23 protein-coding genes are annotated in these 22,143 nt (G+C 61.0%); 7 read left to right on the top strand and 16 right to left on the bottom strand.

Annotated elements, in window-relative coordinates; translation table 11 throughout:
* Window positions 1-35: 35 nt before the first annotated feature.
* From HCR76_RS13555 to pntB, 3 genes are all read left to right on the top strand, one after another.
* Window positions 36-1,049: an SIS domain-containing protein gene (locus HCR76_RS13555; protein WP_166991502.1), complete on the top strand. Its 1,014-nt coding sequence runs from the start codon at window positions 36-38 to the stop codon at window positions 1,047-1,049.
* Between the two features lie 805 nt (window positions 1,050-1,854).
* Window positions 1,855-3,435 (top strand): Re/Si-specific NAD(P)(+) transhydrogenase subunit alpha, encoded by a 1,581-nt coding sequence (locus HCR76_RS13560; protein ID WP_166991506.1) that lies wholly within the window; start codon window positions 1,855-1,857, stop codon window positions 3,433-3,435.
* Window positions 3,432-4,844, top strand: a complete 1,413-nt coding sequence (pntB, locus tag HCR76_RS13565; protein ID WP_166991509.1) for a Re/Si-specific NAD(P)(+) transhydrogenase subunit beta — start codon at window positions 3,432-3,434, stop codon at window positions 4,842-4,844. Before HCR76_RS13560 ends, pntB begins: the two co-directional genes overlap by 4 nt.
* Before the next feature lie 43 nt (window positions 4,845-4,887).
* Here pntB and HCR76_RS13570 read toward each other — a convergent pair whose 3' ends face one another.
* Window positions 4,888-5,637 carry a class I SAM-dependent methyltransferase gene (locus HCR76_RS13570; RefSeq protein ID WP_166991512.1) on the bottom strand — a complete coding sequence of 250 codons (750 nt, stop codon included), beginning with the start codon at window positions 5,635-5,637 and terminating at the stop codon, window positions 4,888-4,890.
* Between the two features lie 307 nt (window positions 5,638-5,944).
* Here HCR76_RS13570 and HCR76_RS13575 point away from each other — a divergent pair, with 307 nt between their 5' ends.
* Window positions 5,945-6,274, top strand: coding sequence for a cupin domain-containing protein (locus HCR76_RS13575; RefSeq protein WP_166991515.1), 330 nt, complete (start codon window positions 5,945-5,947; stop codon window positions 6,272-6,274).
* A gap of 7 nt (window positions 6,275-6,281) precedes the next feature.
* Here HCR76_RS13575 and HCR76_RS13580 read toward each other — a convergent pair whose 3' ends face one another.
* Both HCR76_RS13580 and HCR76_RS13585 read right to left on the bottom strand, forming a co-directional pair.
* The gene (locus HCR76_RS13580) at window positions 6,282-6,809 is read right to left on the bottom strand and encodes a DinB family protein (RefSeq protein WP_166991518.1); all 528 of its coding nucleotides are present in this window, start codon (window positions 6,807-6,809) and stop codon (window positions 6,282-6,284) included.
* Between the two features lie 55 nt (window positions 6,810-6,864).
* A complete protein-coding gene (locus HCR76_RS13585; RefSeq protein ID WP_166991521.1) occupies window positions 6,865-8,133 on the bottom strand; it encodes a serine hydrolase domain-containing protein in 1,269 nt (422 codons plus the stop codon).
* A 117-nt stretch (window positions 8,134-8,250) separates the two neighbouring features.
* On the opposite strand from HCR76_RS13585, the gene HCR76_RS13590 reads away from it, so the two are divergent.
* Both HCR76_RS13590 and HCR76_RS13595 read left to right on the top strand, forming a co-directional pair.
* Window positions 8,251-8,562 (top strand): DUF2470 domain-containing protein, encoded by a 312-nt coding sequence (locus HCR76_RS13590; protein WP_166991524.1) that lies wholly within the window; start codon window positions 8,251-8,253, stop codon window positions 8,560-8,562.
* Window positions 8,563-8,624: 62 nt separating this feature from the next.
* Window positions 8,625-9,263, top strand: a complete 639-nt coding sequence (locus HCR76_RS13595; RefSeq protein WP_166991527.1) for a biliverdin-producing heme oxygenase — start codon at window positions 8,625-8,627, stop codon at window positions 9,261-9,263.
* 25 nt (window positions 9,264-9,288) lie between these two features.
* On the opposite strand, the gene HCR76_RS13600 is transcribed toward HCR76_RS13595, so the two are convergent.
* The gene (locus HCR76_RS13600; protein WP_166991530.1) at window positions 9,289-10,602 is read right to left on the bottom strand and encodes an ATP-dependent DNA helicase; all 1,314 of its coding nucleotides are present in this window, start codon (window positions 10,600-10,602) and stop codon (window positions 9,289-9,291) included.
* 107 nt (window positions 10,603-10,709) lie between these two features.
* On the opposite strand from HCR76_RS13600, the gene HCR76_RS13605 reads away from it, so the two are divergent.
* A complete protein-coding gene (locus tag HCR76_RS13605) occupies window positions 10,710-11,828 on the top strand; it encodes a hypothetical protein (RefSeq protein WP_166991533.1) in 1,119 nt (372 codons plus the stop codon).
* 12 nt (window positions 11,829-11,840) lie between these two features.
* On the opposite strand, the gene HCR76_RS13610 is transcribed toward HCR76_RS13605, so the two are convergent.
* The 12 genes from HCR76_RS13610 to HCR76_RS13665 form a co-directional block, all read right to left on the bottom strand.
* Window positions 11,841-13,859 carry a bifunctional copper resistance protein CopD/cytochrome c oxidase assembly protein gene (locus tag HCR76_RS13610; protein WP_198248061.1) on the bottom strand — a complete coding sequence of 673 codons (2,019 nt, stop codon included), beginning with the start codon at window positions 13,857-13,859 and terminating at the stop codon, window positions 11,841-11,843.
* 100 nt (window positions 13,860-13,959) lie between these two features.
* Window positions 13,960-14,247 carry an HU family DNA-binding protein gene (locus tag HCR76_RS13615; protein ID WP_166979922.1) on the bottom strand — a complete coding sequence of 96 codons (288 nt, stop codon included), beginning with the start codon at window positions 14,245-14,247 and terminating at the stop codon, window positions 13,960-13,962.
* Between the two features lie 285 nt (window positions 14,248-14,532).
* On the bottom strand, window positions 14,533-14,838 hold the full coding sequence (rpsN, locus tag HCR76_RS13620; RefSeq protein WP_166979920.1) for a 30S ribosomal protein S14: 306 nt from the start codon (window positions 14,836-14,838) through the stop codon (window positions 14,533-14,535).
* A 4-nt stretch (window positions 14,839-14,842) separates the two neighbouring features.
* Complete coding sequence (gene rpmG, locus HCR76_RS13625) at window positions 14,843-15,010, bottom strand: 50S ribosomal protein L33 (protein WP_098406719.1); 168 nt, start codon at window positions 15,008-15,010, stop codon at window positions 14,843-14,845.
* Complete coding sequence (rpmB, locus tag HCR76_RS13630) at window positions 15,010-15,246, bottom strand: 50S ribosomal protein L28 (protein WP_166979918.1); 237 nt, start codon at window positions 15,244-15,246, stop codon at window positions 15,010-15,012. Before rpmB ends, rpmG begins: the two co-directional genes overlap by 1 nt.
* A 140-nt stretch (window positions 15,247-15,386) precedes the next feature.
* Window positions 15,387-15,791 (bottom strand): Fur family transcriptional regulator, encoded by a 405-nt coding sequence (locus tag HCR76_RS13635; protein WP_166991535.1) that lies wholly within the window; start codon window positions 15,789-15,791, stop codon window positions 15,387-15,389.
* A gap of 83 nt (window positions 15,792-15,874) precedes the next feature.
* Entirely contained in the window at window positions 15,875-16,765 is an 891-nt protein-coding gene (locus HCR76_RS13640) for a metal ABC transporter permease (protein ID WP_235934171.1), read from the bottom strand.
* Window positions 16,762-17,586 (bottom strand): metal ABC transporter ATP-binding protein, encoded by an 825-nt coding sequence (locus HCR76_RS13645; protein ID WP_166991537.1) that lies wholly within the window; start codon window positions 17,584-17,586, stop codon window positions 16,762-16,764. The genes HCR76_RS13640 and HCR76_RS13645 overlap by 4 nt, the downstream gene beginning before the upstream one ends.
* Window positions 17,583-18,539: a metal ABC transporter solute-binding protein, Zn/Mn family gene (locus HCR76_RS13650; protein ID WP_166991540.1), complete on the bottom strand. Its 957-nt coding sequence runs from the start codon at window positions 18,537-18,539 to the stop codon at window positions 17,583-17,585. Before HCR76_RS13650 ends, HCR76_RS13645 begins: the two co-directional genes overlap by 4 nt.
* Before the next feature lie 122 nt (window positions 18,540-18,661).
* Window positions 18,662-19,555: a glycine betaine ABC transporter substrate-binding protein gene (locus HCR76_RS13655; protein ID WP_166991543.1), complete on the bottom strand. Its 894-nt coding sequence runs from the start codon at window positions 19,553-19,555 to the stop codon at window positions 18,662-18,664.
* Window positions 19,556-19,608: 53 nt separating this feature from the next.
* Window positions 19,609-20,556, bottom strand: coding sequence for an ABC transporter permease (locus HCR76_RS13660; protein ID WP_166991785.1), 948 nt, complete (start codon window positions 20,554-20,556; stop codon window positions 19,609-19,611).
* Window positions 20,553-21,875: a quaternary amine ABC transporter ATP-binding protein gene (locus tag HCR76_RS13665; RefSeq protein ID WP_198248063.1), complete on the bottom strand. Its 1,323-nt coding sequence runs from the start codon at window positions 21,873-21,875 to the stop codon at window positions 20,553-20,555. Before HCR76_RS13665 ends, HCR76_RS13660 begins: the two co-directional genes overlap by 4 nt.
* Window positions 21,876-22,143 lie beyond the last annotated feature (268 nt).

Raw genomic sequence — 22,143 nt, forward strand, 5'->3', positions numbered from 1 at the left:
AGACATTAAGTTCAGTTAGCAGACAAGGAAGTTAAATGTTCAATTTTGACGAGCAACGCTATGTTGGTATCCAGTCGGGCGCAGTCAAGCTTGCTCATCCAATTCGTGAGGCCCTCGCCAAGGAACTCAGCAACGGCATCGAGAACATCTACTTTGCTGGCGCAGGTGGCGTGAATTTCCTCATGCAGCCAGCAGCCCGGCTGTTGCAAACCAAGTCAACGTTTCCGACATACGTCGAAATGAGTGCCGAACTCGTCAACAGCGGTAGTGCCAACCTCGGCGCGAATTCACTCGTCGTGTTTCCGACGGTGTCGGGAACCACGAAGGAAGCACTTGCAGCGTTGGAGTTTGCCCGCGCAAAGGGCGCACGAATTCTCACGCTGACGGCCAAAGCGGATACCCCTTTGGCCCAAAAATCGGACGTCAATTTCACCAACTATTGCGCCGACGACACCTCTAGCGAGAACTTCTACTTGCAATCTCTACTCATCGCGCTCGCGATTATGGACATTCGGGGTGAGATTGACGACTATGACGAAGTCGTCGCTCAGATTCAACGGCTCCCGGAGCTGCTTGTGTCGGTCAAAGAGTCGTTCGATCCTCGGGCTGAAGCATTTGCACATGAAATCAAAGACGAACAGCATCACATCATGACCGGTTCTGGGTCGGTTTGGTTCGAGGCTTGGTATTACGGAATGTGCATTCTTGAGGAAATGCAGTGGATCTGGACGCGTCCCGTTCACGCTTCTGATTTCTTTCATGGGACGCTTGAACTCATTGAAAGCGATACAAGCGTGATCCTTCTCAAGGGCGAAGACGAGCAACGAGAACTTGCTGATCGCGTGGAACGTTTCGCCCCTACCGTGACGAACAAGCTGCGGGTATTCGACAGCAAAGAGTTCACGCTGGACGGAATCTCAGATCGTGTCCGTGCTCTGATCTCCCAGATTGTCCTCGCAGCAGCGTTCGAGCGCCTGAGTATTCATCTCGAAGCCGTGCGTAAGCACCCACTTACCACTCGCCGCTATTACAAGAAGGGAAACTTCTGATCCTCGTTCAATTCGGTTAGATCTAAGGTCGTCCTCTGGAGCAACCATGCCGGAGGACGATCTTGATTCCTTGGCACGAATGTTCTGGCTGTTTCTCATAGTCATGTCGTTGCTCAGGCATCGGCTCACCCATCACGAGCGCAATGTAGCGCCTGATCGACCACCTAGGCAAGTCGAGTTCGCGTATACGGCCCGCTCACGCCAATTTGATTATGAATCTCAACCTAATCATCTGGCGTGTCACTTGGCGGACAACCCATAGCCGCTGGGGATAGCGCCCTACTATTTATCGGCGCCGTCTGCTTGCCTATAGTGCGGTCGTTGCCGAACACGCATGGTTCGAAACACGTTGTCGCCTCGGCATTGCGAACCCATCGACTAGTGTGGCTCGATCACCTGGCGCATCCGGCGTCGTTGCCGGTAGAAATGAGGATGCCACGACCCGTGACGGCTTCGGTCAGCAATTGACATATTGCAAGGGCCGCGATCTAAATCGGTGGCAGCGAGAGGGTCCTTTGTAAATGCGCCCCATTGTCGGCCCGGGCCAGTGTGGCAGTCGAGGCGTTACGGCGAGAACGCCACGGCACCTACGACCTTTTTTGTGCTCCCAGTGGTTGCCATCCACGGAGTAACGAGAACATCGAGAATTGCGCTTCTGTAAATATCTGCGATTCTTTTGCACGAGGGAGCGGACTCATCTCGATTCGAGAGTTTTCACATCCCTATAGTCGTAATTCGTGTCTTTGGAGAGGCCCGAGCGAGCCTCGGCCACCAGAACGACACGTCTGAGACAAAGGAGTTATTGATGACGCGAATCGGAGTTGTCGCCGAACTGGCCGGTGAGACACGGGTCTCCGCCACTCCAGCGACAGTCGCGAAGCTGCGCCAGCTGGGCTACGACGTCGTGGTCGAACGCGGTGCCGGCGAGGCATCCGCGTTCCCCGACGCCGCCTATTCTGAGGCCGACGCCACAATCGTCGACGCGGATGAGGCCTGGGCATCCCCGATTGTTCTCAAAGTCGAGGCACCAACGGATGCCGAAATCGAGCGCCTTGCAGACGGCGCGACGATTATCGGTCTGCTGAGTCCCGCATTGCGCCCCGAGCTGCGAGCCACACTGGCCACACGCGGGATCACGGCGATCGCAATGGATGCTGTGCCACGAATCTCGCGCGCACAGTCGATGGACGTGCTGAGTTCGATGGCGAATATCGCCGGGTACCGCGCCGTCGTCGAGTCTGCCCACGAGTTCGGCCGATTCTTCACAGGCCAGGTCACGGCCGCCGGCAAGGTACCTCCGGCGAAGGTGCTCGTCGCTGGTGCTGGCGTCGCTGGGCTTGCCGCGATCGGCGCCGCATCGAGCCTCGGAGCGATTGTGCGCGCCACAGACCCGCGCCCTGAGGTCGCCGACCAAGTTCGCTCGATCGGCGGCGAGTACCTTGAGGTCGTTGTGCCGGACGAGAAGAAGGCTGTCTCATCCGACGGCTACGCGAAGGCGACGAGCGAGGCATACAACGAGCGCGCAGCCGAGATCTACTCAGAGCAGTCCGCCGATGTCGACATCGTCATTACGACAGCGTTAATCCCCGGCCGTGCCGCTCCGCGCCTCCTGACGGCAGCGGACGTCGCCAGCATGAAGCCGGGCAGCGTCGTCGTCGATATGGCGGCTGCACAGGGCGGAAACGTCGAAGGTTCGAAAGCCGGCGAGCGCATTGTCACTGACAACGGCGTGATCATCCTCGGGTATACCGATCTCGCGGGGCGGTTGCCAACGCAGGCCTCGCAATTGTACGGAACGAACCTCCTCAACCTGCTCAAGCTGCTGACGCCGGAGAAGGACGGCACTCTGACCATCGATTTCGACGACATCGTTCAGAGATCCGTCACCGTTGTGCGCAACGGAGTGGAGACGTGGCCGCCGCCTCCCGCGCAGGTGTCGGCAGTGCCGAAGAGTCCCGTCGCTCAGCAAACGACAACGCCAGTGCCGAAGAATCGCGCGATGCCTGCCGGTGGCAAGACCGTCCTGATCGCACTTGGAATCGCCGCGCTCTTCCTCGTGAACACCGTCGCGCCGCCACCCCTCCCCCAGCATTTCACCGTGCTCATGCTGTCTGTCGTTGTGGGTTTCTACGTGATCGGGAAGGTGGCTCACGCCCTTCACACGCCGCTCATGAGCGTGACCAACGCCATTTCCGGAATCATTATCGTCGGCGCCATCGTTCAGATCACCACGCCCAATCTGCTGGTGCAGATCATCTCTGCCTTCGCTGTTCTCGTGGCATCCATTAACATCTTCGGTGGATTCGCCGTCACACGGCGCATGCTCAAGATGTTCTCGAGCGGCTCAGCCCACTCGGCGGGCGGCCAGCAGGGGGCGGCGCGATGAGCCCGATCGAACTGGCGGCATCCGTTGCAAGCGCCGCATATATCGTCGCGGCCCTGCTGTTCATCATGAGCCTTGCCGGGCTCAGCAAGCACGAATCGGCGCGCTCCGGCGTATCCTTCGGCGTTGTCGGCATGGTCATTGCCCTCGGCGCAACAATCTGGGTAACCCTGCAGGGCGCGTGGGGGCAGCCCCAGGCCGTCGTCGGTCTTGTCCTTCTTGTCGTCGCGATGCTCGTCGGCGCCGCCATCGGGCTGTGGCGTGCTCGCAAGGTAGAGATGACCGGGATGCCGGAGCTCATCGCGCTCTTGCACAGCTTCGTCGGGCTCGCCGCAGTTCTCGTGGGATGGAACGGCCACCTGCACGCTCCCGGACTGAGTGGAGCCCTTGCCGACATCCACCATGCTGAGGTCTTCATCGGCATTTTCATCGGTGGCGTGACCTTCACCGGATCGATCGTCGCCTTCCTGAAGCTTTCGGGTCGGATGCCGTCAAAGCCGCTCGTCCTTCCCGGCAAAAACGTACTCAATCTCGGTGCAATCGTCATCTTCATCGGACTGACGGTCTGGTACGTCACGATGCCCGTGCTGTGGTTACTTATTCTCGTCACGCTGCTGTCCCTCACTCTCGGCTGGCACCTTGTGGCATCCATCGGCGGTGGCGACATGCCTGTCGTCGTCTCGATGCTCAACAGCTATTCGGGATGGGCAGCAGCAGCCGCGGGCTTCCTGCTCAACAACGATCTGCTGATCGTCACGGGCGCGCTGGTCGGATCCTCAGGTGCCTACCTGTCATACATCATGTGCGCGGCAATGAATCGCTCATTCATCTCGGTGATTGCCGGAGGCTTCGGCATCGAAGCGCCGCAAGGCGGAGACGACGAACACGGGGAGCATCGCGAAGTCGACGCGAATGCTGTCGCCGAGATGCTCTCCGGTGCGTCGACTGTCGTCATCACTCCGGGGTACGGCATGGCCGTGGCCCGGGCGCAGTATCCCGTCGCCGAGCTCACTCAGAAGCTGCGCGACCGAGGAGTCGACGTGAGATTCGGCATCCACCCGGTTGCTGGGCGACTGCCTGGGCACATGAACGTGCTGCTGGCCGAGGCAAAGGTGCCCTACGACATCGTGCTCGAAATGGATGAGATTAACGATGAGCTGGCTGAGACAGACGTCGTGCTTGTCATCGGCGCAAACGACACGGTGAACCCCGCCGCGGCGGAAGACCCATCAAGTCCTATTGCGGGGATGCCGGTGCTGCGTGTGTGGGAAGGACGCAACGTTGTCGTGTTCAAACGATCGATGGCGTCCGGCTACGCCGGCGTTCAGAACCCGTTGTTCTTCCGTGAGAATACGCAGATGCTGTTCGGCGATGCGAAGGAGGGCGTCGACGACATTCTCAGGGCTCTCTAGGGGTTAAGACCCGCAGAGGCGCAGCGAGCGCCCTCGCTGCTGGTTACGCTTGCGCCTCAATAAGATGACGGGTCGAGTGGGCGACGAATGGGATGCCCTCCCTCAGCTGTTCATCGAGCTCGAGAAGACTGCTTCGGTACCTGTCAACCGCGAAGTCGGGAATCCACCACACGCATTTGCGCAGGATCCACACGACAGCGCCGATGTCGAAGAACTCCATGCGGCATCGAGCAATGCGAAGATCTCGAACCGTCAGCCCCGCCTTCTCTGCGTCCGCACATTCGCGCGCTGGGTCTCTTCCTCTGCGCTGATCAGGAAGGGGTCCCAGGAAATGCTCGATGAGCTCAAAGGCCGACGCCGGCCCCACGTGCTGCGCAAAATACCGCCCACCCGGCCGCAGCACTCGGTGAATCTCACTCCAATTCGGCGTCACGGGATGCCGTGCAGTGACGAGCTCGAATGACCCGTTCTCGAACGGCAACGGCGCGCCCTGCTCAGTATCAACCACGTCAACTCCCCGCACCTCAAGACGCTGACGAGCCTGCGCGGCATTCGGCGGCCACGATTCTGTCGCTGCCATGCGGGGTGGAAGCAGCGGCGCCTCGGAAAGCACTTCTCCCCCTCCCGTGTCGAGATCGAGTGCACTGCCCACGCCGGCGAGCCTCTCGGCCATCAGCCGCACATATCCCCACGGAGGACGCTCTTCCGTGGCGCGCCCGTGCAGCCACTCGAAACCCCAGCCGTCAACAGCGGCGCCGGCCGCTTCATCGATGAGTTCGTCAAATGATCTCATCTCATGCATCCCTGACCTCACCATTCTCGACGACAACCTAGCGCACCCGTCCGACGCTCATCCTAGGTCCCCGAATACAACGTCGACCGTCGGCGACAGCGGCTCCCGGCAATGCTGCGCCACGCATAAGAAAAACCTTGCCATTCGCTGTCGATATGGGTGTAATGAAGGCGGTGGAGGAATCAGTGCGTGCGACCTCGTCGCACACGAACGACGGGAGCCTCGACCGAGGCTCCCACTCGCGACAACCCCGTGAAATCGGCACGATGTGAGGCACACTGAAGTGACCGGACAATGAAAGGTCGACGTGCAGAAGACATCGCTCACCGCACTTGCCCGCCACGAGCTTGATCACGCCCTTACCAGTTCGAGCGGACGAAGCGCCAAGACCGTCTTCGGCGGGCGGGAACACGCACTGCGTCAGACTCTCATTGCCCTGCGCAACGACGAAACCATGGGCGACCACGAAAGTCCGGGCGATGCCACCGTGTACGTGATCAGCGGGCGCATCGAACTGACGACTTCGGATGCTTCGTGGACAGGCTGGAAGGGCGACCTCATCATCGTCCCCGACCAGACACACAACGTTCGCGCGCTTGAGGATTCGGTCTTTCTGCTCACCGTCGCAAAGCGCTGACCGCCCGTCAATCGCGCTCGCGGGTGACGTCCCACGCGTGGTGCACGATGTCGTGCACGTAATACCGACCCAGCGTCTCGATGGTGAACGATGCTCCATCGCTGCGTCGCCCCCTGCGACCAGCAGCTTCTGCTGGAACAGCATCAAACGCTTCCGCCGCGGCAAATGCAGCATCCATCAGGTCACTCGCCACCTGTTCCAGCGCCTGGTCAGCGTAGCGCCCCTGCACTGCTGCCTCGTCTTGATTCCAATCGGGGAACACCGGGTTCTCGTGCGTCATCGCCAGCACGAGCCGCTGAGCGAAGAGGGAGTGCACGTCACGAACGTGGCACGCGTATTCCAGCGGTGACCATGTGCTGTCGTCTGGGCGCTCGCGCACAGTGTCTCGCTCGAGCACATCAGCCCAAATGCCCGCATTGGCGCGCACATAGCTGCCGACTTCCGAGAGCTCAATCGCTGTCGCGTCAAAGCCGCATTCGGGACATGGCCGGGTCAGAACCCACGTCCAGTCTTTGGTGTCAGGGGTGATGGGCATACTCCAACCCTAAAGCCGAGCGTGCCGGAACGAAGATTTGAGTCCGGCAGTCGGGTTACCCCTGGCAGACGGCGCGATCGCTCACCTGGTCGCTCATCTGCTCGGCCGACCATGGCAGGTCGATCGACGGTGCCTTCGAGCCGGAGGCCGCGGGAAGCTTCGACGCGTACGACGCGAGCTGCATGGCGAGCGAGAGCGCGAGCGAACTACCCGCCGTTGAGTTGTTCAGCATGACGACGACGGTGAGTCCGGATGCCGGGTCGCTCAGCGACGCCGTGATAAACCCGGGCACATCACCCGACTGTCCGTAAAGCGGCCCGTAATGGTATGTGCCGAACCCATACTGGATCCATGATTCGGCGTCGTCGCTGATAGCGCGCGTGTTCTCCTGATTCTTTGCAGCATCTTCGCTGAACAGCTTCGACTGGGCGAACGCCTGCGAGAACGCACGCAGATCGTCTGCCGTCGAAACGACGCCCGCCGACGTGTAACCGATCGATGACGACAGCTTCGACTCGTCGAACGGCTTGTCGCACTGCAGCTTGCCCGATACCTTCATTGCTTCGTAACTGTGCAGCGCGCTATCGGGCAGCTCGGTGTCGGTGGGAGCTGGAAGCCCCGTGTTATCGAGCCCGAGGGGCGCGAAGACATAGGTGTTGTAGAGCTCCGAGAAGGACTTTCCCGTTGCCGACTCCAAGGCCTGCCCGAGCACAATGTAACCTGTGTCTGCCGTTGAGAATGATTCACCCGGCGTTGCAGCGTGGGTGGCCATGCCGTCGTTGTACAGTTCGTTGGGACTCCAGACCCTCTCTGGGTTCTGAATAAACGTCTTGTCAAGATTGCCTCGGTACCCGCCGAGGCCCGATGTGCCCTGGCACAGGTGCTCAAGCGTTAGCCCGTCGACTCCGACCGTCGTCGGCAGGTACTCCGAAACCTTGTCGCCCAATTCGACGACGCCGTCGTCGACGAGCGCCAGCAGAACGGCGCACGTCATCGGCCGCGTGTTTGCACCGATGCGAAACGCCATGTCGGCGGTAACCTTCGTGTCGCCGTCGATCTCGGTAACGCCGTAGCCTTTGACGCTTGTGCCCGCCCACGGCGCCCATACACCCGCGATCGCGCCGGTCGATGCCGACGACTCGATTGCGTGAGCAACGGCTTCATCGATGAGTGTCGCCGTTTCGTCAGAAATGTCGGCATCAGCTTGCGCCGGAAGAGTGATGGCGGGAGCCGACTCCCCCGAGCATGCCGTCAACGCCAAAAGTGCGACGCCGAGCACGGCACAAGCCGTCACCATGCGCGAGTGGTGTACATGCCCTCTCACCAATCGACCTCCCCCAAGAGTTCTTGCTGGATTGTAACCAACCAGTCTGAAATAGAGCCGTATGGCGTGGAGCCGCCCGGTCTGGCGCGTCGCTGAACGGGCTGATTGACTGTGTGTATGACGCAACACTTCGACGCAGACGTGATCACTGCGGTTCTCAGCCACATGAACGGTGACCACGTTGCCGATAATCACACAATCGTTCACGCGTTCGCCGATCTGGCGGCATCCGATGTGACCATGGTGGGGTTCGATGGCGATGGCGGTGATTGGGAATACACGGATGCCGCGGGCGAGCGCATTCTCACCCGCATTCCGTGGCCAACCGAAGTGGTCGAACGCAAAGACGTGCGTCGCGCTGTCGTCGAACTGCATCGCGCCGCCGTTGCACGCCACGCAGACTCACGCGGTGCACCAGAATCCTCGTGACATCGGCCTGCTCCGTCAGTATGCTGAGGCTACCCTTACCCGAAATCCTCTGACGGAGCACCATGACCACCACACGATTCTCTGCCCTGATTGCCGAGCGCACCCGTTCGTCACACTCCGACAGCGAAGGCGCCACGTTTATGAGCGACCTGATGAAGGGTCATGGCACGAAGCGCGACTATGCAGAGCTCTCGGCGCAGCATTGGTATATCTACGAGGCGCTCGAGAGCTGCGCCGCTGATCTGGCAGACGATGCCGTCGCCTCCCCCTTTCTTGCGCCAGAGCTCCGGCGCCTGCCGCAGCTTGAACGCGACCTCGAGCACTTGTTCGGCTCGGACTGGCGCAGTGAGATCAGTGCGCTGCCGACGACAGCGGCCTATGCCGACCGCATCCGCGAGGTTGCGTCGTCACCAGCCAGCTTTATCGCGCACCACTACACGCGATACCTCGGTGATCTCTCGGGCGGCCAGTTCATTGCCCGGCTCGTGCGCCGTCATTACGGTCTCGGCGACCGAGGCGTGGAATTCTACGACTTCGATCAGATCGAGAACATCGATGCGTTCAAAGAGAACTACCGGATGCTGCTCGACTCAGCGCCGTGGAACGACATCGAGCGCGAGCACATGATCGAGGAGACGCTCCTGGCGTACCGGTTCAACTCCGACCTCTTCACCGATCTGCACCGGGCAAAGGTCGCGTGAGTTCCCTCACCCGCACGCCTCAGTTTCAGTGCGCTGCGGGCGCGGCATCCGCACCGGCAATGCGCGTGACGTTCGCCATGAATCGCTGAACGTCTTTGTCGACGATGATGTCATTTGGGCGAAGCGGCCTCGAGAGGTAGAGGCCCTCGAGCGAGGTGAGCCGGCTGAGTGCGACGTACGTCTGCCCCGGACTGAACGCACGGTTTCCCAGGTCGACGACTGCACGGTCATAGGTTTTGCCCTGTGACTTATGAATTGTCACGGCCCATGCCAGTCGAAGGGGAAACTGCTCGAACTCGGCAACGATCTCCCGTTTGAGCCGCTTTGTGATGGATGAGTAGGAGTAACGGTATTTCTCCCATGTCGCGGGTTCGACCTCGTGCTCGTCACCATCCACGTCGACGAACACCGTCGAGGTGATCTTCGTGACGGTGCCGATGGTGCCATTCACCCAGCGAGGGCCGCCGTCGTTTCCGCCGTCGTTGCGCAAAAACATCACCTGCGCGCCCTCTTTGAGCTCGAGGGTCTCTTCGGCAGGGTACGCGCGGCCGCCGAAATCACCGTTGATCTCGGCCTTCGCGCTGAGCGATCGGCCAGGCAACCGCGCGAGTGCCGCATTGTTGATGCGATTGACGCTGTCATTTCGGGATGCGAGCGTAATGACGCCGTCATCGGGTGGCGTGCGCGCACCCATCGTGTTGAGTCGCTCGGCGATGTCGGCCGTGACCCGACCATGGCGCACCGCGTTGAGCATCCGTTTGAAGTCGACGTCATGCTGCCTGTGGATCTCCGTGAGCTCAACGATCGTCAGCGATGCGTCAAGCCAGACCTTCGCGTCGAAAAACCACATCGAGCGATACGTGTCGGCGAAATAGGCACGTTCTTCCGGATCTCCCGGCACGGGTGCGAGCTGGTAGGGGTCTCCGAACAGCACGATCTGCACGCCGCCGAACGGTTCGCTTGCTCGCTGCCTCGCCTGACGAAGGCTGCGGTCGATGGCATCCATGAGGTCGGCGTTCACCATTGACACTTCGTCGATGACGAGCGTCTCGATGGTGTTCAGAAGTTTGCGTACGGCATCGTTCTGCTCGATGTCGCTGTCGGCGATCACGCCGATGGGCAGCCGGAAGAGCGAATGGATTGTCTGGCCGCCCACGTTGAGAGCCGCGACTCCCGTCGGCGCGGCGATCACCAGCTGCTTGTCAGTGCGCCACGCCAGCTCATTGAGGAGCGTCGATTTTCCGGTGCCCGCCCTACCCGTGACGAAGATGTGGTCTCGAGTCTTCTCGATGAGGTCAAAAACGGCCTGCTGCTCGGGCGCGAGGGCAAAATCGGTCATAATGGGGTTGCAACACTCTTTTCCTCGACGCGGACGACCCCACCATGATAGGCGACGGGCACCACTACCCGTCGATCTTGAGCCCGCCCTGCCATAGGATGGCCTCTGTGACCCAGGTACCACCAGCTCAGCCGAATTACGTTCCTCCGGCCCCGCAGAAGCCGGATCGGCCGTCCGACCCTGCGCGAACCCGGTTCATCATCATCTGGGTGATCGTCGGTGTCATGCTGCTCGGCGCCGCGGCGAGCGCCGTCGGGTCGCTGCAGCGCACCGTGTACGGGGCCCGCGGAACCGTGACCGAGTACCTCGACGCATTGCAGCGCGAAGACGCGGCCGGAGCTCTTGAGGTTCCGGGAGTCAAACTCTCGAAGGGCGAACTGAAGAGCGCGGGCCTGCCAGAGAACGCGTCGGAAAAGCTGTTGCGCAACAGTGTCATCACGCCGGTGTCCGACACGCAGTTTGTGTCTGACACAACGGTGGGCGACGGCATCCACCAGGTCACCTACGACTTTACGATCGGCGACGATGCCGGTACCGCTGTCTTCGAATTGAAGAAGGTCGGCGGGCTCTTCGGACACTGGGAGTTCTCGACGAGTCCGCTTGCTGCTGTGAACCTCAGTGTTAATCACACAACGCAGTTCACGATGAACGGCAAGAACTTCGATACGCGTCAGATCGCACCGAAAGACACGGAGGCCGCGTTCGACAACATCGTGAATGTTCTCGTCTTCACACCGGGCAGCTACGATTTCGCCATCGATACCGATTACCTCACGGCAGAACCGACACAGGTGTTTGCCGATTCACCCGGACAGGTGGAGGAGGCGAGCGTCGACGCCGAGCCCACCGATGATTTCATTGACATGGCCCAAGAGCAGTTCAACGCTCAGCTCGACGAATGCGCAAAGCAGGTCATTCTGCAGCCCACAGGATGCCCCTTTGGCTACGAAGTCACAGACCGTGTGTCGGGCGACCCCGCATGGAGCATTTCGTCATACCCCGACATCGAGCTGGTTGCGGGTAGCGAGTCATGGGAGATCCCGAACACCGACGCAACGGCGACCATTGACGTCGACGTGCAGTCGCTTGCCGACGGCTCAATCGACAAGGTCACCGAGAACGTGCCGTTTAAAGCATTCGGGAACGTGTATCTGTTCGCAGACGGCACCGTCACCGCACAACTGCTCACGAAAGAAACGACGGGCGACGACGAAGACGAGAACTGAGCAGCCACTCCGTCACACTCGGTCCTTATCGGCGTCGTCCTTCGCCGCCAGCTTCGCCAACTGCTCGTTATACGCGCGCAGCTTGGCGTCGTCGCTGCGTGACTCCGACCGGTCGTTGCGCTTCTGCTCACGAGTATCAGACTTCGCCCACTGCACAGCAACGATGATGGCGAGGATGATCGTCGGTATCTCACCCACACTCCACGCGATGCCACCGCCGATGTACTGGTCTTCGAGTGGGGTAGGACCCCATGTGCGTCCCATCGCACCGAACCAGTCGGCGGCGAACAGTCCTGTGCTCATCATGATGGAGATCCCGAAGAAGGCGTGCATCGCCATCGTCGCCATCAGCAGCAGAAGCCTCATCGGGTAGCCGAGGCGCGGAGGGCCAGGGTCGACGCCGATGAGCGCATTGACGAACAGGTAGCCGGTGATCACGAAGTGGGCGATCATCCACTCGTGCCCGATGTGCTCCTCCATCGCCCAGCGCAGCAGCGGGGAATAGTAGAACGCCCAGAGCGAGCCGGCGAACAACACGGCCGCGATCACTCCGTGGCTGATAAAGGACGAGAACTTTGAATGGACGAAGATGAGCACCCATTCGCGGGGGCCGCGCGACCCGTCCGTGCGTTTGCGCAGTGCACGCAGTGCGAGTGTGAACGGAGCACCAGGGGCAAGTAAAACGGGAACGGCCATCGTGAGACCCATGTGCCCGAGCATGTGCAGGCTGAAGAGGTACCGCTGGTACAGGTTGGTGGCACCGCTTGTGAGGTAAAACAGCAGCAGCAGACCGGCGATCCACGAGATTGTGCGCAGAACAGACCATGTGTCACCGCGCTTATGGAGCCGCCACACGCCACAGAGATAGAAGAAGATGCCGAAGCCGCACACGAGCATCCAGATCAGATCGATATCCCAACCTGTGATGAAGCTTGACGGTTGGAGCGGCGGAGGAAGCGGATCGCCCGTGAGCAGAATGGCTGGGGTGCCCTCCTGCGGGGCCTCCTGGGGCACAGGCGTCGCTGTGCGCGCGAGCGCGGCCGCAAAGCCAGAGGCGATGCCCATGAACCCTACCTCGGTCACGGCAAGCGTCCAGAACAGCCGTGTGCTCGTGCGCGCCGCACGCGAAACGACAACCTTAGACGCGGCACCGGGCTGCGGCATCCGCTGGATCACCCACCGTCGATACATGGCGCCGAACATGCCCAGAGCGACGAGCGCGGCGACTTTGAGAATCACAAGCAGGCCGTAAGGGCTCAGCAGTGATTCCCACGTTCCGATACGCAGCTGAGCACTCACGTAACCCGAGATCGCGACGACGATGAAGCAGATCAGAGCAACCGTGGAATATCGGCTCAGTGCCCGAGTGAGCTCGACTCCCTCAAGCTCACGTTTGAGGATGACGAGTGCCAGGAGGCCCCCGACCCACACGGCGGCGAAGAGAATGTGAAGGCCAAGCCCATTGACCGCCTGGGCGTGATTGGCCGCACCCGCTGCGTGCCCCTGCTCGGCCATCGGTACCAACGAGGCGAGGGCGAGCACACCGACGAAGAACAGTCCAGTCTGGTTGCGCACGGCAAAGCACAGTACGGTGACCGCAGCCGCGATGAGTGTCGTGATGAGCCAGGCCTGTCCGACTTCGACGTCAGTGAAGAACACGGCGAGCTTCTGACCGAAGTCGTTGCCGAGCGAGAACCGTGTTCCCGTGATGTTCATAAACGTATAGAACGCCGTGCCGGCTGAGGCGACCGTATAGACACCGGCGCCGGCAGCGGCCACGTCAAGTGCGCGACTGTAGGCGGGCCGCGTGGAATCGAGCGCGAAGAGTGCAATCAGAATCGTGCCCAGTGTGAGTGCGACGCCAAGGTTGACCACCAGCTTCATCACGGGCAGTGCGTATCGCACAAGGGCACCGGGATCTCCGATTGCCGGGGCATCCGCTCCTCCGCCGAGCGCCAGTCCGGCGAAGACAGCAAGCAGCGCGACGCCAAGCAGCACGGAGGGGCCGAGAATGCGCACAGAACGGGTCACGCTACAAGGTTACGCGGCCGTGCTGAATGCGGGCGTTCATGCACCGGAATGCAGAAGGGGCGTCGTGCAGTGCACGACGCCCCTTCTGGAGAGCTGGAAGCTACTTGGCAGCTGCCTTGAGCTTCGAACCAGCGGTCACCTTGACGGAGTGGCCAGCCGGAATGTTGATGGTCTCGCCCGTCTGCGGGTTACGGCCGGTGCGAGCAGCACGGTTCGTGCGCTCGACGGCGAGCCAACCTGGGATCGAAACCTTGACGCCGTTGCTGACAGAGCCAGCAAGCTCAGCGAACAGGGCGTCGAGCACGCCACCGACGGCAGCCTGGCTCTGGCCGGTCGACGAGGCGATCTTCGCGACGAGCTCGGTCTTGTTGAGCGACTTATCAGCCATTGAGTTGTCCTCCTCGGACGTTTGCTGCGTGAATCACGCGGTATTCGGCCCCCTGTGACGAGTCATCACTGAGGTTCTGTGACTCGATGAATGTAACAGAGATCCGCATGATTTCGCGGATTTCTGCGGGTTTTCGAGCACTTTCAAGGCGCGTGTCGCCCTAAATCGACCCAAATTGGGGAAAAAGCACTCGAATACCGCCATTTTCCGCGTGTTCGCTTCGGACTCCGGACAGAGAAAAAGGGCACCGGCACGAGGCCGATGCCCTTTCTCAGGGAATGTGACTTACCAGCTCGACTTGGTCACGCCGGGCAGCTCGCCACGGTGTGCCATCTCGCGGAAGCGAACGCGCGAGATGCCGAATGCCTTGAGGTGTCCACGCGGACGTCCGTCGATCGCGTCGCGGTTGCGGACGCGGACCGGTGAGGCGTTGCGCGGAAGCTTCTGCAGGCCCACGCGGGCTGCTTCACGCGACTCGTCTGTGCCATTGGGGTCAACGAGAGCCTTCTTCAGCTCGCGACGCTTCTCTTCGTAGCGGGCAACGACCTGCTTGCGCTGCTCGTTGCGCGCGATTTTGCTTTTCTTAGCCATATGCTTATCGCTCCTCGCGGAAGTCAACGTGCTTGCGGACCACAGGGTCATATTTCTTCAGCACGAGTCGGTCTGGGTTGTTGCGACGGTTCTTGCGGGTCACATAGGTGAATCCCGTACCTGCCGTCGAACGAAGCTTGATGATCGGGCGGACGTCTTGTGCCTTAGCCATTAGATCTTCTCCCCACGTGCGAGAAGGTCTTTGACGACGGACTCGATGCCGCGTGCGTCGATGACCTTGATGCCCTTGGCGCTCAGGGTGAGCGTCACCTTACGTCGAAGTGACGGAACGTAGTACGTCTTCTTCTGGATGTTCGGGTCGAAACGACGCTTGGTGCGTCGGTGCGAGTGCGAGATGTTGTGTCCGAAGCCGGGAACGGCTCCGGTCACCTGGCACACTGCTGCCATAGTTGGTCTCCTTCAATACCGCAGAACGGATGTTCTGCCCAAGATCTCTTGTCGGCATACCTCCTGCACGAGGAGATATACGGCGTGAACGGTCGAGAGGGTCCGATCAGCCAACGAGCTACTCTATCACAGCGACAAGGTCAGGATGACTTCTGCGCAGCCGCGCACTTCGGGCACAGCCCAAAGATGTCGACGATGTGCCTGGCATCGGTGAAGCCATGCTCAGCGGCGACGTTGCGAGCCCACCGCTCAACCTCGCCCGCTTCGATCTCGACGGTAACACCGCACGTGCGACAGATCAGGTGGTGATGATGCCCCGAGCTCTCGCACGCACGATACAGCGACTCGCCCTCCGGGGACTGCAGCGAGTCGGCATCCCCGTCTGTGGCGAGATCGGCAAGCGCACGGTAGACCGTCGCGAGGCCGATGTGGGACCCCGAGTCTTTCAGTTGCGAATGAAGACCCTGTGCGCTGACGAAACCGTCAGTGGAGTCTAACGCGTCTCGCACAGCTTCACGCTGCCACGTATTGCGTCTCACTACCATGCGTCACCTCCAGGAACCACCCTCCAGACTACCCCGAGATTCCCGTGTTTTCGGGCGAGAACCTGATCCGCCGAGCAGCTCGCTCAACGCACGGCAGGACGCGCCTTGTGCCTGAGCCCGACGAGCCGTGCAATCAGGTAGATCGCGAACGAGATCGTCGTGATGTACGGGCTGATCGGCAGGGAGCCACCAATGGCAAGAAGGATGCCGCCCACGGCGGAGACGAATCCGAATGTCACGGCAAGCACCGGAACCATGATGGGCGAGCTCGAGAGCCGAAGCGCTGCCGCGGCCGGGGTCACGACGAGTGCCAGCACGAGAAGCGCGCCGATGATCTGAACGGACACCGCCACGATGAGCCCGAGAAGAACCATGAACGCGAGCGAGATGAATCGCGTCGGAACCCCACGTGCTGCAGCAACATCGGCATCGAGGCTGTCGAAGCTCAACGGGCGCCACATCCACAACAGGCCGACGAGCACGACGGCAGAGATGGCGATGAGCCATCCGAGTCGCGGGTCGTCGACAGCAATGATCTGCCCGGTGAGCAGGCCGAACTTGTTGGCAGAGCGCCCCGGATAGAGCGCAAGAAACAGGATGCCGAGGCCGAGACCGAACGGCATGAGCACGCCGATGATTGAATTGCGGTCGCGGGCTCGTGAACCAAGCAACCCGATCATGATGGCCGACACGAGTGCTCCCGCGATGGACCCGGCGATCACGTTGGCACCAAAGAGCAGCGCGGCAGAGGCCCCGGCGAACGACAGCTCACTGATGCCATGGACGGCGAAGGCCATGTCACGCTGCATGACAAAAACGCCGATCAAGCCGCCGACGATGCCGAGCACGGCACCCGCGATCACGGAGTTGTGCACCAGCGCGAGCAGCTCGCCGTAGTTTTCGAAGTTGAACAGGCGCGACCACAAGTCGTCGCCGGATGCTGTTCGAACCAGCAGCGCCATGGGTGGGGTCATGCCACGCCCTCATGATCGTGGTGGTGCGTGGTCTCGGCATCCGGAATGCCCACAACGACGACCCGGCCGCCCGTTCGGATGCACTCGACGGGGGTGCCGTACAGCGTCGAGAGAACGTCCGAGCGCAGCACTTCGTCTGGCGTGCCCTCCAGAAACTTCCCGCCGGCAAAGTAGAGAATGCGGTCCACCATGTTCAAAACGGGGTTGACGTCGTGAGTGACGAACAACACGGCGGTGCCCGCCTCACGTCTGCGGGCATCAATGAGCTCACTCACTCCGCGCTGATGGTGCAGGTCGAGACTGAGCAATGGCTCGTCGCACAGCAGGATGCTGGGATCGGCAGCGAGTGCCTGGCCCACACGCAGCCGCTGCTGCTCACCGCCAGAGAGGCTGCCAACCGGCTCCTCCGCGTAAGAGGTCGCACCGACAGCGTCGAGCAGATCATCAACGCGCCGCTTCTCTGCACGCCGCGACATCGGAATACCGAACCGATGACCGTTGACTCCAAGCGCCACGAGATCGCGGGCGCGCATTGGAGTGCCTGCAGGAATCAGCTTCTGCTGTGGAATATAGCCAATCTGTCTGTCGCCGCGACGCACCGGATGATCGTTGATGGTGATGGTGCCCGTCGTCAGCTCCTGTTGGCCGAGCAGCGCCCTAAGCAGCGTCGTCTTACCGGAGCCGTTCGGTCCGAGCACCGCGAGAAATTCTCCGGGGCACACGTCGAGGTCGAGATTCGACCAGAGTGTGCGGTCACCAAAGCGAAGCCCGGCGCCTCGCAGTGAGACGACCGGGTCGCTGGGATGCTGATGGTGGGTCACGCGGTGAAGACCTCGCTCAGAGCGTCGATGTTTGCGGTCATCCAGCTGACATATCCCTCGCCGTCGGGCAGGGTCTCGGTGAACGACACCACGGGAACATCGGCTGCTTCAGCGGCATCCTTCACCTTCTCTGTGATGGAACCGCTCGTCTGCTCATTGTATGCGAGCAGAGAGATGTCTCCCGATTTCACGAGGCCAAGCATCTCTTGCATTGTGGATGCCGAGACGTCTGTGCCTTCTTCAACAGCCTCGCTGAAGGCTTCCGGCGTCTTGTTGTCCAAACCGGCATCCTCAAGCAAATACAGCGGCACCGGCTCGCTGATCAGCACAGAGGCCCCCTCAGCGGCTTCTCCGATCGCGTGGACCGATTCATGTAGGTTCTCGAGCTCTGCCGAGAAATCGGCGTAGTTGTCGTCGAACGAGCTCGCATTGTCGGGGTCGAGCTCGCTGAGCTCTTCTGCGATGTGCTTGGCAAGGTGATCCATGGCATCGAAGCTGTACCAGACGTGCTCATTGAATCCCTCGACGTGGTCGTGCCCTTCGTGCTCGTGGTCGGCCTCATCTTCATGCTCATGCGCGTGCTCATCAGACTCGGGCATGAGTCCCGAGAGCTCCGCTGCGTTCAGCACAGTGGGCTCTGAGTCAGCGATCAGGTCGTCCATGAAGCCGTCGTAACCTCCCCCGTTCTCGATCACGACGTCGGCCTTGCTGACTGCCAGGCGATCCTGAGCGCTGGCCTCGTACGAGTGAGGGTCTTGGGCGCTCGAGTCGATGATCGATGTCACCTCGGCGGCATCTCCGGCGATTGCCGCTGCGATGTCGCCGTACACGTTCGTCGAGGCAACGATAGAGAGTGCATCACTCTGCTCCGCAGCATCCGTCGATTGGCACCCCGCGAGCGAAAGGATGACGGCGGGAGCGACGATGAGGGCGGCGATTGAGCGTTTGTGCATGTAGATTATCTAACCACTAATGATAATGATTTTCAAAATCGAAATGACGGATGCTGCGGCTCACCACGAAACGAAACGGCGGACCACCCTCGAGGGGTGGCCCGCCGCCTGTCGTCAAACGCCTACTTGGTGAGGCCGTCGACGTAGTCCTGGTTTTCTGCCATCCAGTCCTCAACAACCGGCGTGAAGTCCTTAACTTCCTCGTCGGTGTTGTACATGACGTTCTCGAGCGAGAACAGCAGATCCGAGTCCATCTTGAAGTTGCTCAGCCACTCGTTGACCTCGGGGAAGTCCTCCTCGAAGCTCGAGCTCGTGAAGGTGTGAATCGACTCAGCTTCGCCAAGGGCCTTCTTCGGGTCCTCGAGGTCCTTGATGTCGAAGGCATCGTATGCCCAGTGCGGGCGCCACAGCGTCACAACGATGTTCTCGTCAGCGTCGAGCGCCTTCTTCAGCTCGGCAAGCATCGCGGGTGTCGACGACGTGATGAATTCCATGTCTTCGAGGCCGTACTCAGGAATAACGGCGTCCTGCGTTGCCTTCGTGAGACCAGCGCCCGCCTCGATGCCGATGATCTTGTTGTTGAACTTGTCAGCGTTGGCAGCAAGCTCTTCAATCGAGTCGATCGGAGCGTCGGCGTTCACAGCGAGCGTGAGCTTGGCATCGTCGTTCCACGAGCCGAGGTCGACGATGTCGTCGCCGAACTTGTCGAAGTAGTCTTTGTGCGTCAGTGGAAGCCATCCGTCGAGCGCAAAGTCATATGTTCCGTCGGCAACACCGGCGAAAACGGGGCCGGCGTCTGCGTACTCGAGCTTGACGGTGTAGCCCTTGTCTTCGAGAACCGACTTCCACACGTACGAGGCGGCCTCGCCCTCGGGCCAGCCGTTGAAGACACCAATCGTGATTTCACCCTTGTCTTCGCTGCCTCCACCGGAGCCTCCGGCATCGCCGGAGCATCCCGTCACGCCGAGAATAGCGGCCGTGGCCATGGCGGCCACAGCGAGAATACGCTTCTTCATTCTTTTCCTTTCTACGCCCCGGGCGAGCCGAGGGTCACACATTGTGGGTTGGTTCAGAGCCCGCTGATTCCGGCCGCAGGTGCCCGTTTGGGGCCCGCAGCCTCGGTCTGCTCGGCGTCATCTGATGCCTGCTTCGATGCGTCATCGGAACGCGTGGACTTGACTCGCTTCTTCTTGCCACCGCCGCCAAGTGACGCGGTAAGCCGATCGAGAATGATCGCGAGGATGACGACCGACAGACCTGATTCAAAACCAAGGCCGAGGTCGATTGACTGCAGCGCCTGAACGATGTCCTTGCCCAGGCCGGGGGCACCAACCATCGCCGCGATAACGACCATCGACAGCGAGAGCATGATGACCTGGTTGACCCCGGCCATGATGCTCGGCCGCGCTAGTGGCAACTGGATCTGGAAGAGGATGCGGCTCGGCGATGCACCGAACGCCTGCCCGGCCTCCACAACCTCAGAATCGACTCCGCGAATACCCAGCTCTGTGAGTCGCACGCCTGGTGCGATCGCAAAGATGATGGTCGCCACGATGCCGGGGACGACACCGACGCTGAACAGGATGATCGCGGGGATCAGATAGACGAAGGCAGGCATCGTCTGCAGAAAATCGAGGATCGGTCGGATGACCGATGACGCAGCGCTGGAACGGGCAGCCCAGATACCCACCGGGATCGCGACGACGACGGCGATGGCTGCGGCGACAAGCGTCAATGCAAGCGTGTGCATCGCGTTGTCCCACTGGTCGACGGAGAGCACGACAACGAGCCCGACCGCCGTGCCAACGGCGAAGAGCCACCCGCGAGCGAAGAACCCGAGCACGACCAGCACAATGACGATCACCCAGAACGGCGGAGTGGCAAAGAGCCAGTCGACGCCTTCGTAGAAACCACCGAAGATCGCCGCGATAATGTCGAATAACAGTGACAGCTTGTCTGTAATGAAATCGCTGAAGTCTTCGATCCAGCTGCCGAGGGGAAGTCTGAAGTCCATCAGTTGGCACTCCCTTCATCTGTAGCCGGCGCTTCGTCGGCAGCGGGTTCCTCGCCGCCAGACTCTCGCAGCGTTTCGGTCATTGCCTCGACGGGAACCGTCACGGGCGGCTCGACCACGGGAATCTCTGTGGTCGTCGACGGAACGTTGCCGAGTGATGCAAGAAGCGTGACGCGCGGGATGGCGCCGAGCAGACGATTGTCATCGTCGACGACGGCGACGGGAAGCGTCGACTCAGCGGAGATGCCGAAGAGATCGACGAGGTGCTGATCAGGGCCGACACTCGGGGTGTCGTGGCGCAGAATCGACATGATGTCTTTCTCGCCGTCCTTGACCGCGCGCATGACGTCGCGGTCGCGCACAACGCCGAGGAGCTTGCGGCCGTTGCCGACGACGAACACTGCGGAAGTCTGCAGGTCGCGCATCGTGCGCAATGCACCGCGAGGGCCGGCCGTTGCCGTGATCACGGAGCGGGCAGGCTCCATGACACCGGATGCTGTCAGCACGCGTGCGCGGTCGACATCTTGCACGAACTGGGCGACGTAATCGTTTGCCGGGTCGGTGAGAATGTCGTCCGGTGCGCCAATCTGCACGATCCGTCCGTCGCGCATCACCGCGATGCGGTCACCGAGGAACATCGCCTCGTTGAGATCGTGCGTGATGAAGATGATCGTCTTGCCCAGCTCCTGCTGCAGTTCGACGAGCTGCTCCTGCATCTCCCGTCGAATGAGCGGATCGAGGGCAGAGAACGCCTCGTCCATCAGCAGAATGTCGGTGTCCGCAGCGAGCGCGCGAGCAAGACCGACGCGCTGCTGCATCCCGCCGGACAACTGGCTCGGAAGTTTGTCTTCCCACCCCGTGAGGCCGACGCGTCCCACCCACTCGAGCGCCTTCTGCTGACGCTCGACCTTGGTCATCCCCTGGATCTCCAGGCCGTACGCCACGTTGTCGAGCACGGTGCGATGCGGCATAAGTGCAAAGTGCTGAAACACCATCGAGATGCGCTTGCGACGAACGTCGCGAAGATCTTTATCGGAGATGCCCGTAATTGAGGTGTCACCGATGGTCACGGCTCCCTCGCTTGTCTCCCAGAGACCATTGAGCATGCGGATGAGCGTCGATTTTCCCGAGCCGCTCAGCCCCATGACGACGAAGATCTCGCCATGCTTGACCTCGAAGCTGGCGTCGATGACCGCGGCGGTGCCCATCGACGTCAGGGAATCGCGCGATTCCCCGGCCTTGAGTCGTTTGATGACCTCTTTAGGCCGACGGCCGAAGACTTTATAGAGATTCTGGGCTACTAACGCTACGGTTTCTGACACGTACTCTCCTGGCACGCAGTGAAGATACTGTGGCTGCTTCACGTGCGGCTAATGTTTGTGCGGCCGGGCCAAGAACACGGGCGGGTGACCGAGGTCAAGCATTGAAATGACGGACTGAACCGTCACGGCGAACTCGGGTACCTGCCAAAGCGTCGACCGGGTAGTCGGCGCCGTTATTCTCGACCATACGTCCACGTGATTCCGACGGTAGCCGGCTTCTCGAGGGCGCGGACTGGTTAAGTGGCCCGTAGGCCACAGACCAGCTTAA

This window comes from Paramicrobacterium chengjingii, assembly GCF_011751765.2.
Taxonomy (GTDB): Bacteria; Actinomycetota; Actinomycetes; order Actinomycetales; family Microbacteriaceae; genus Paramicrobacterium; species Paramicrobacterium chengjingii.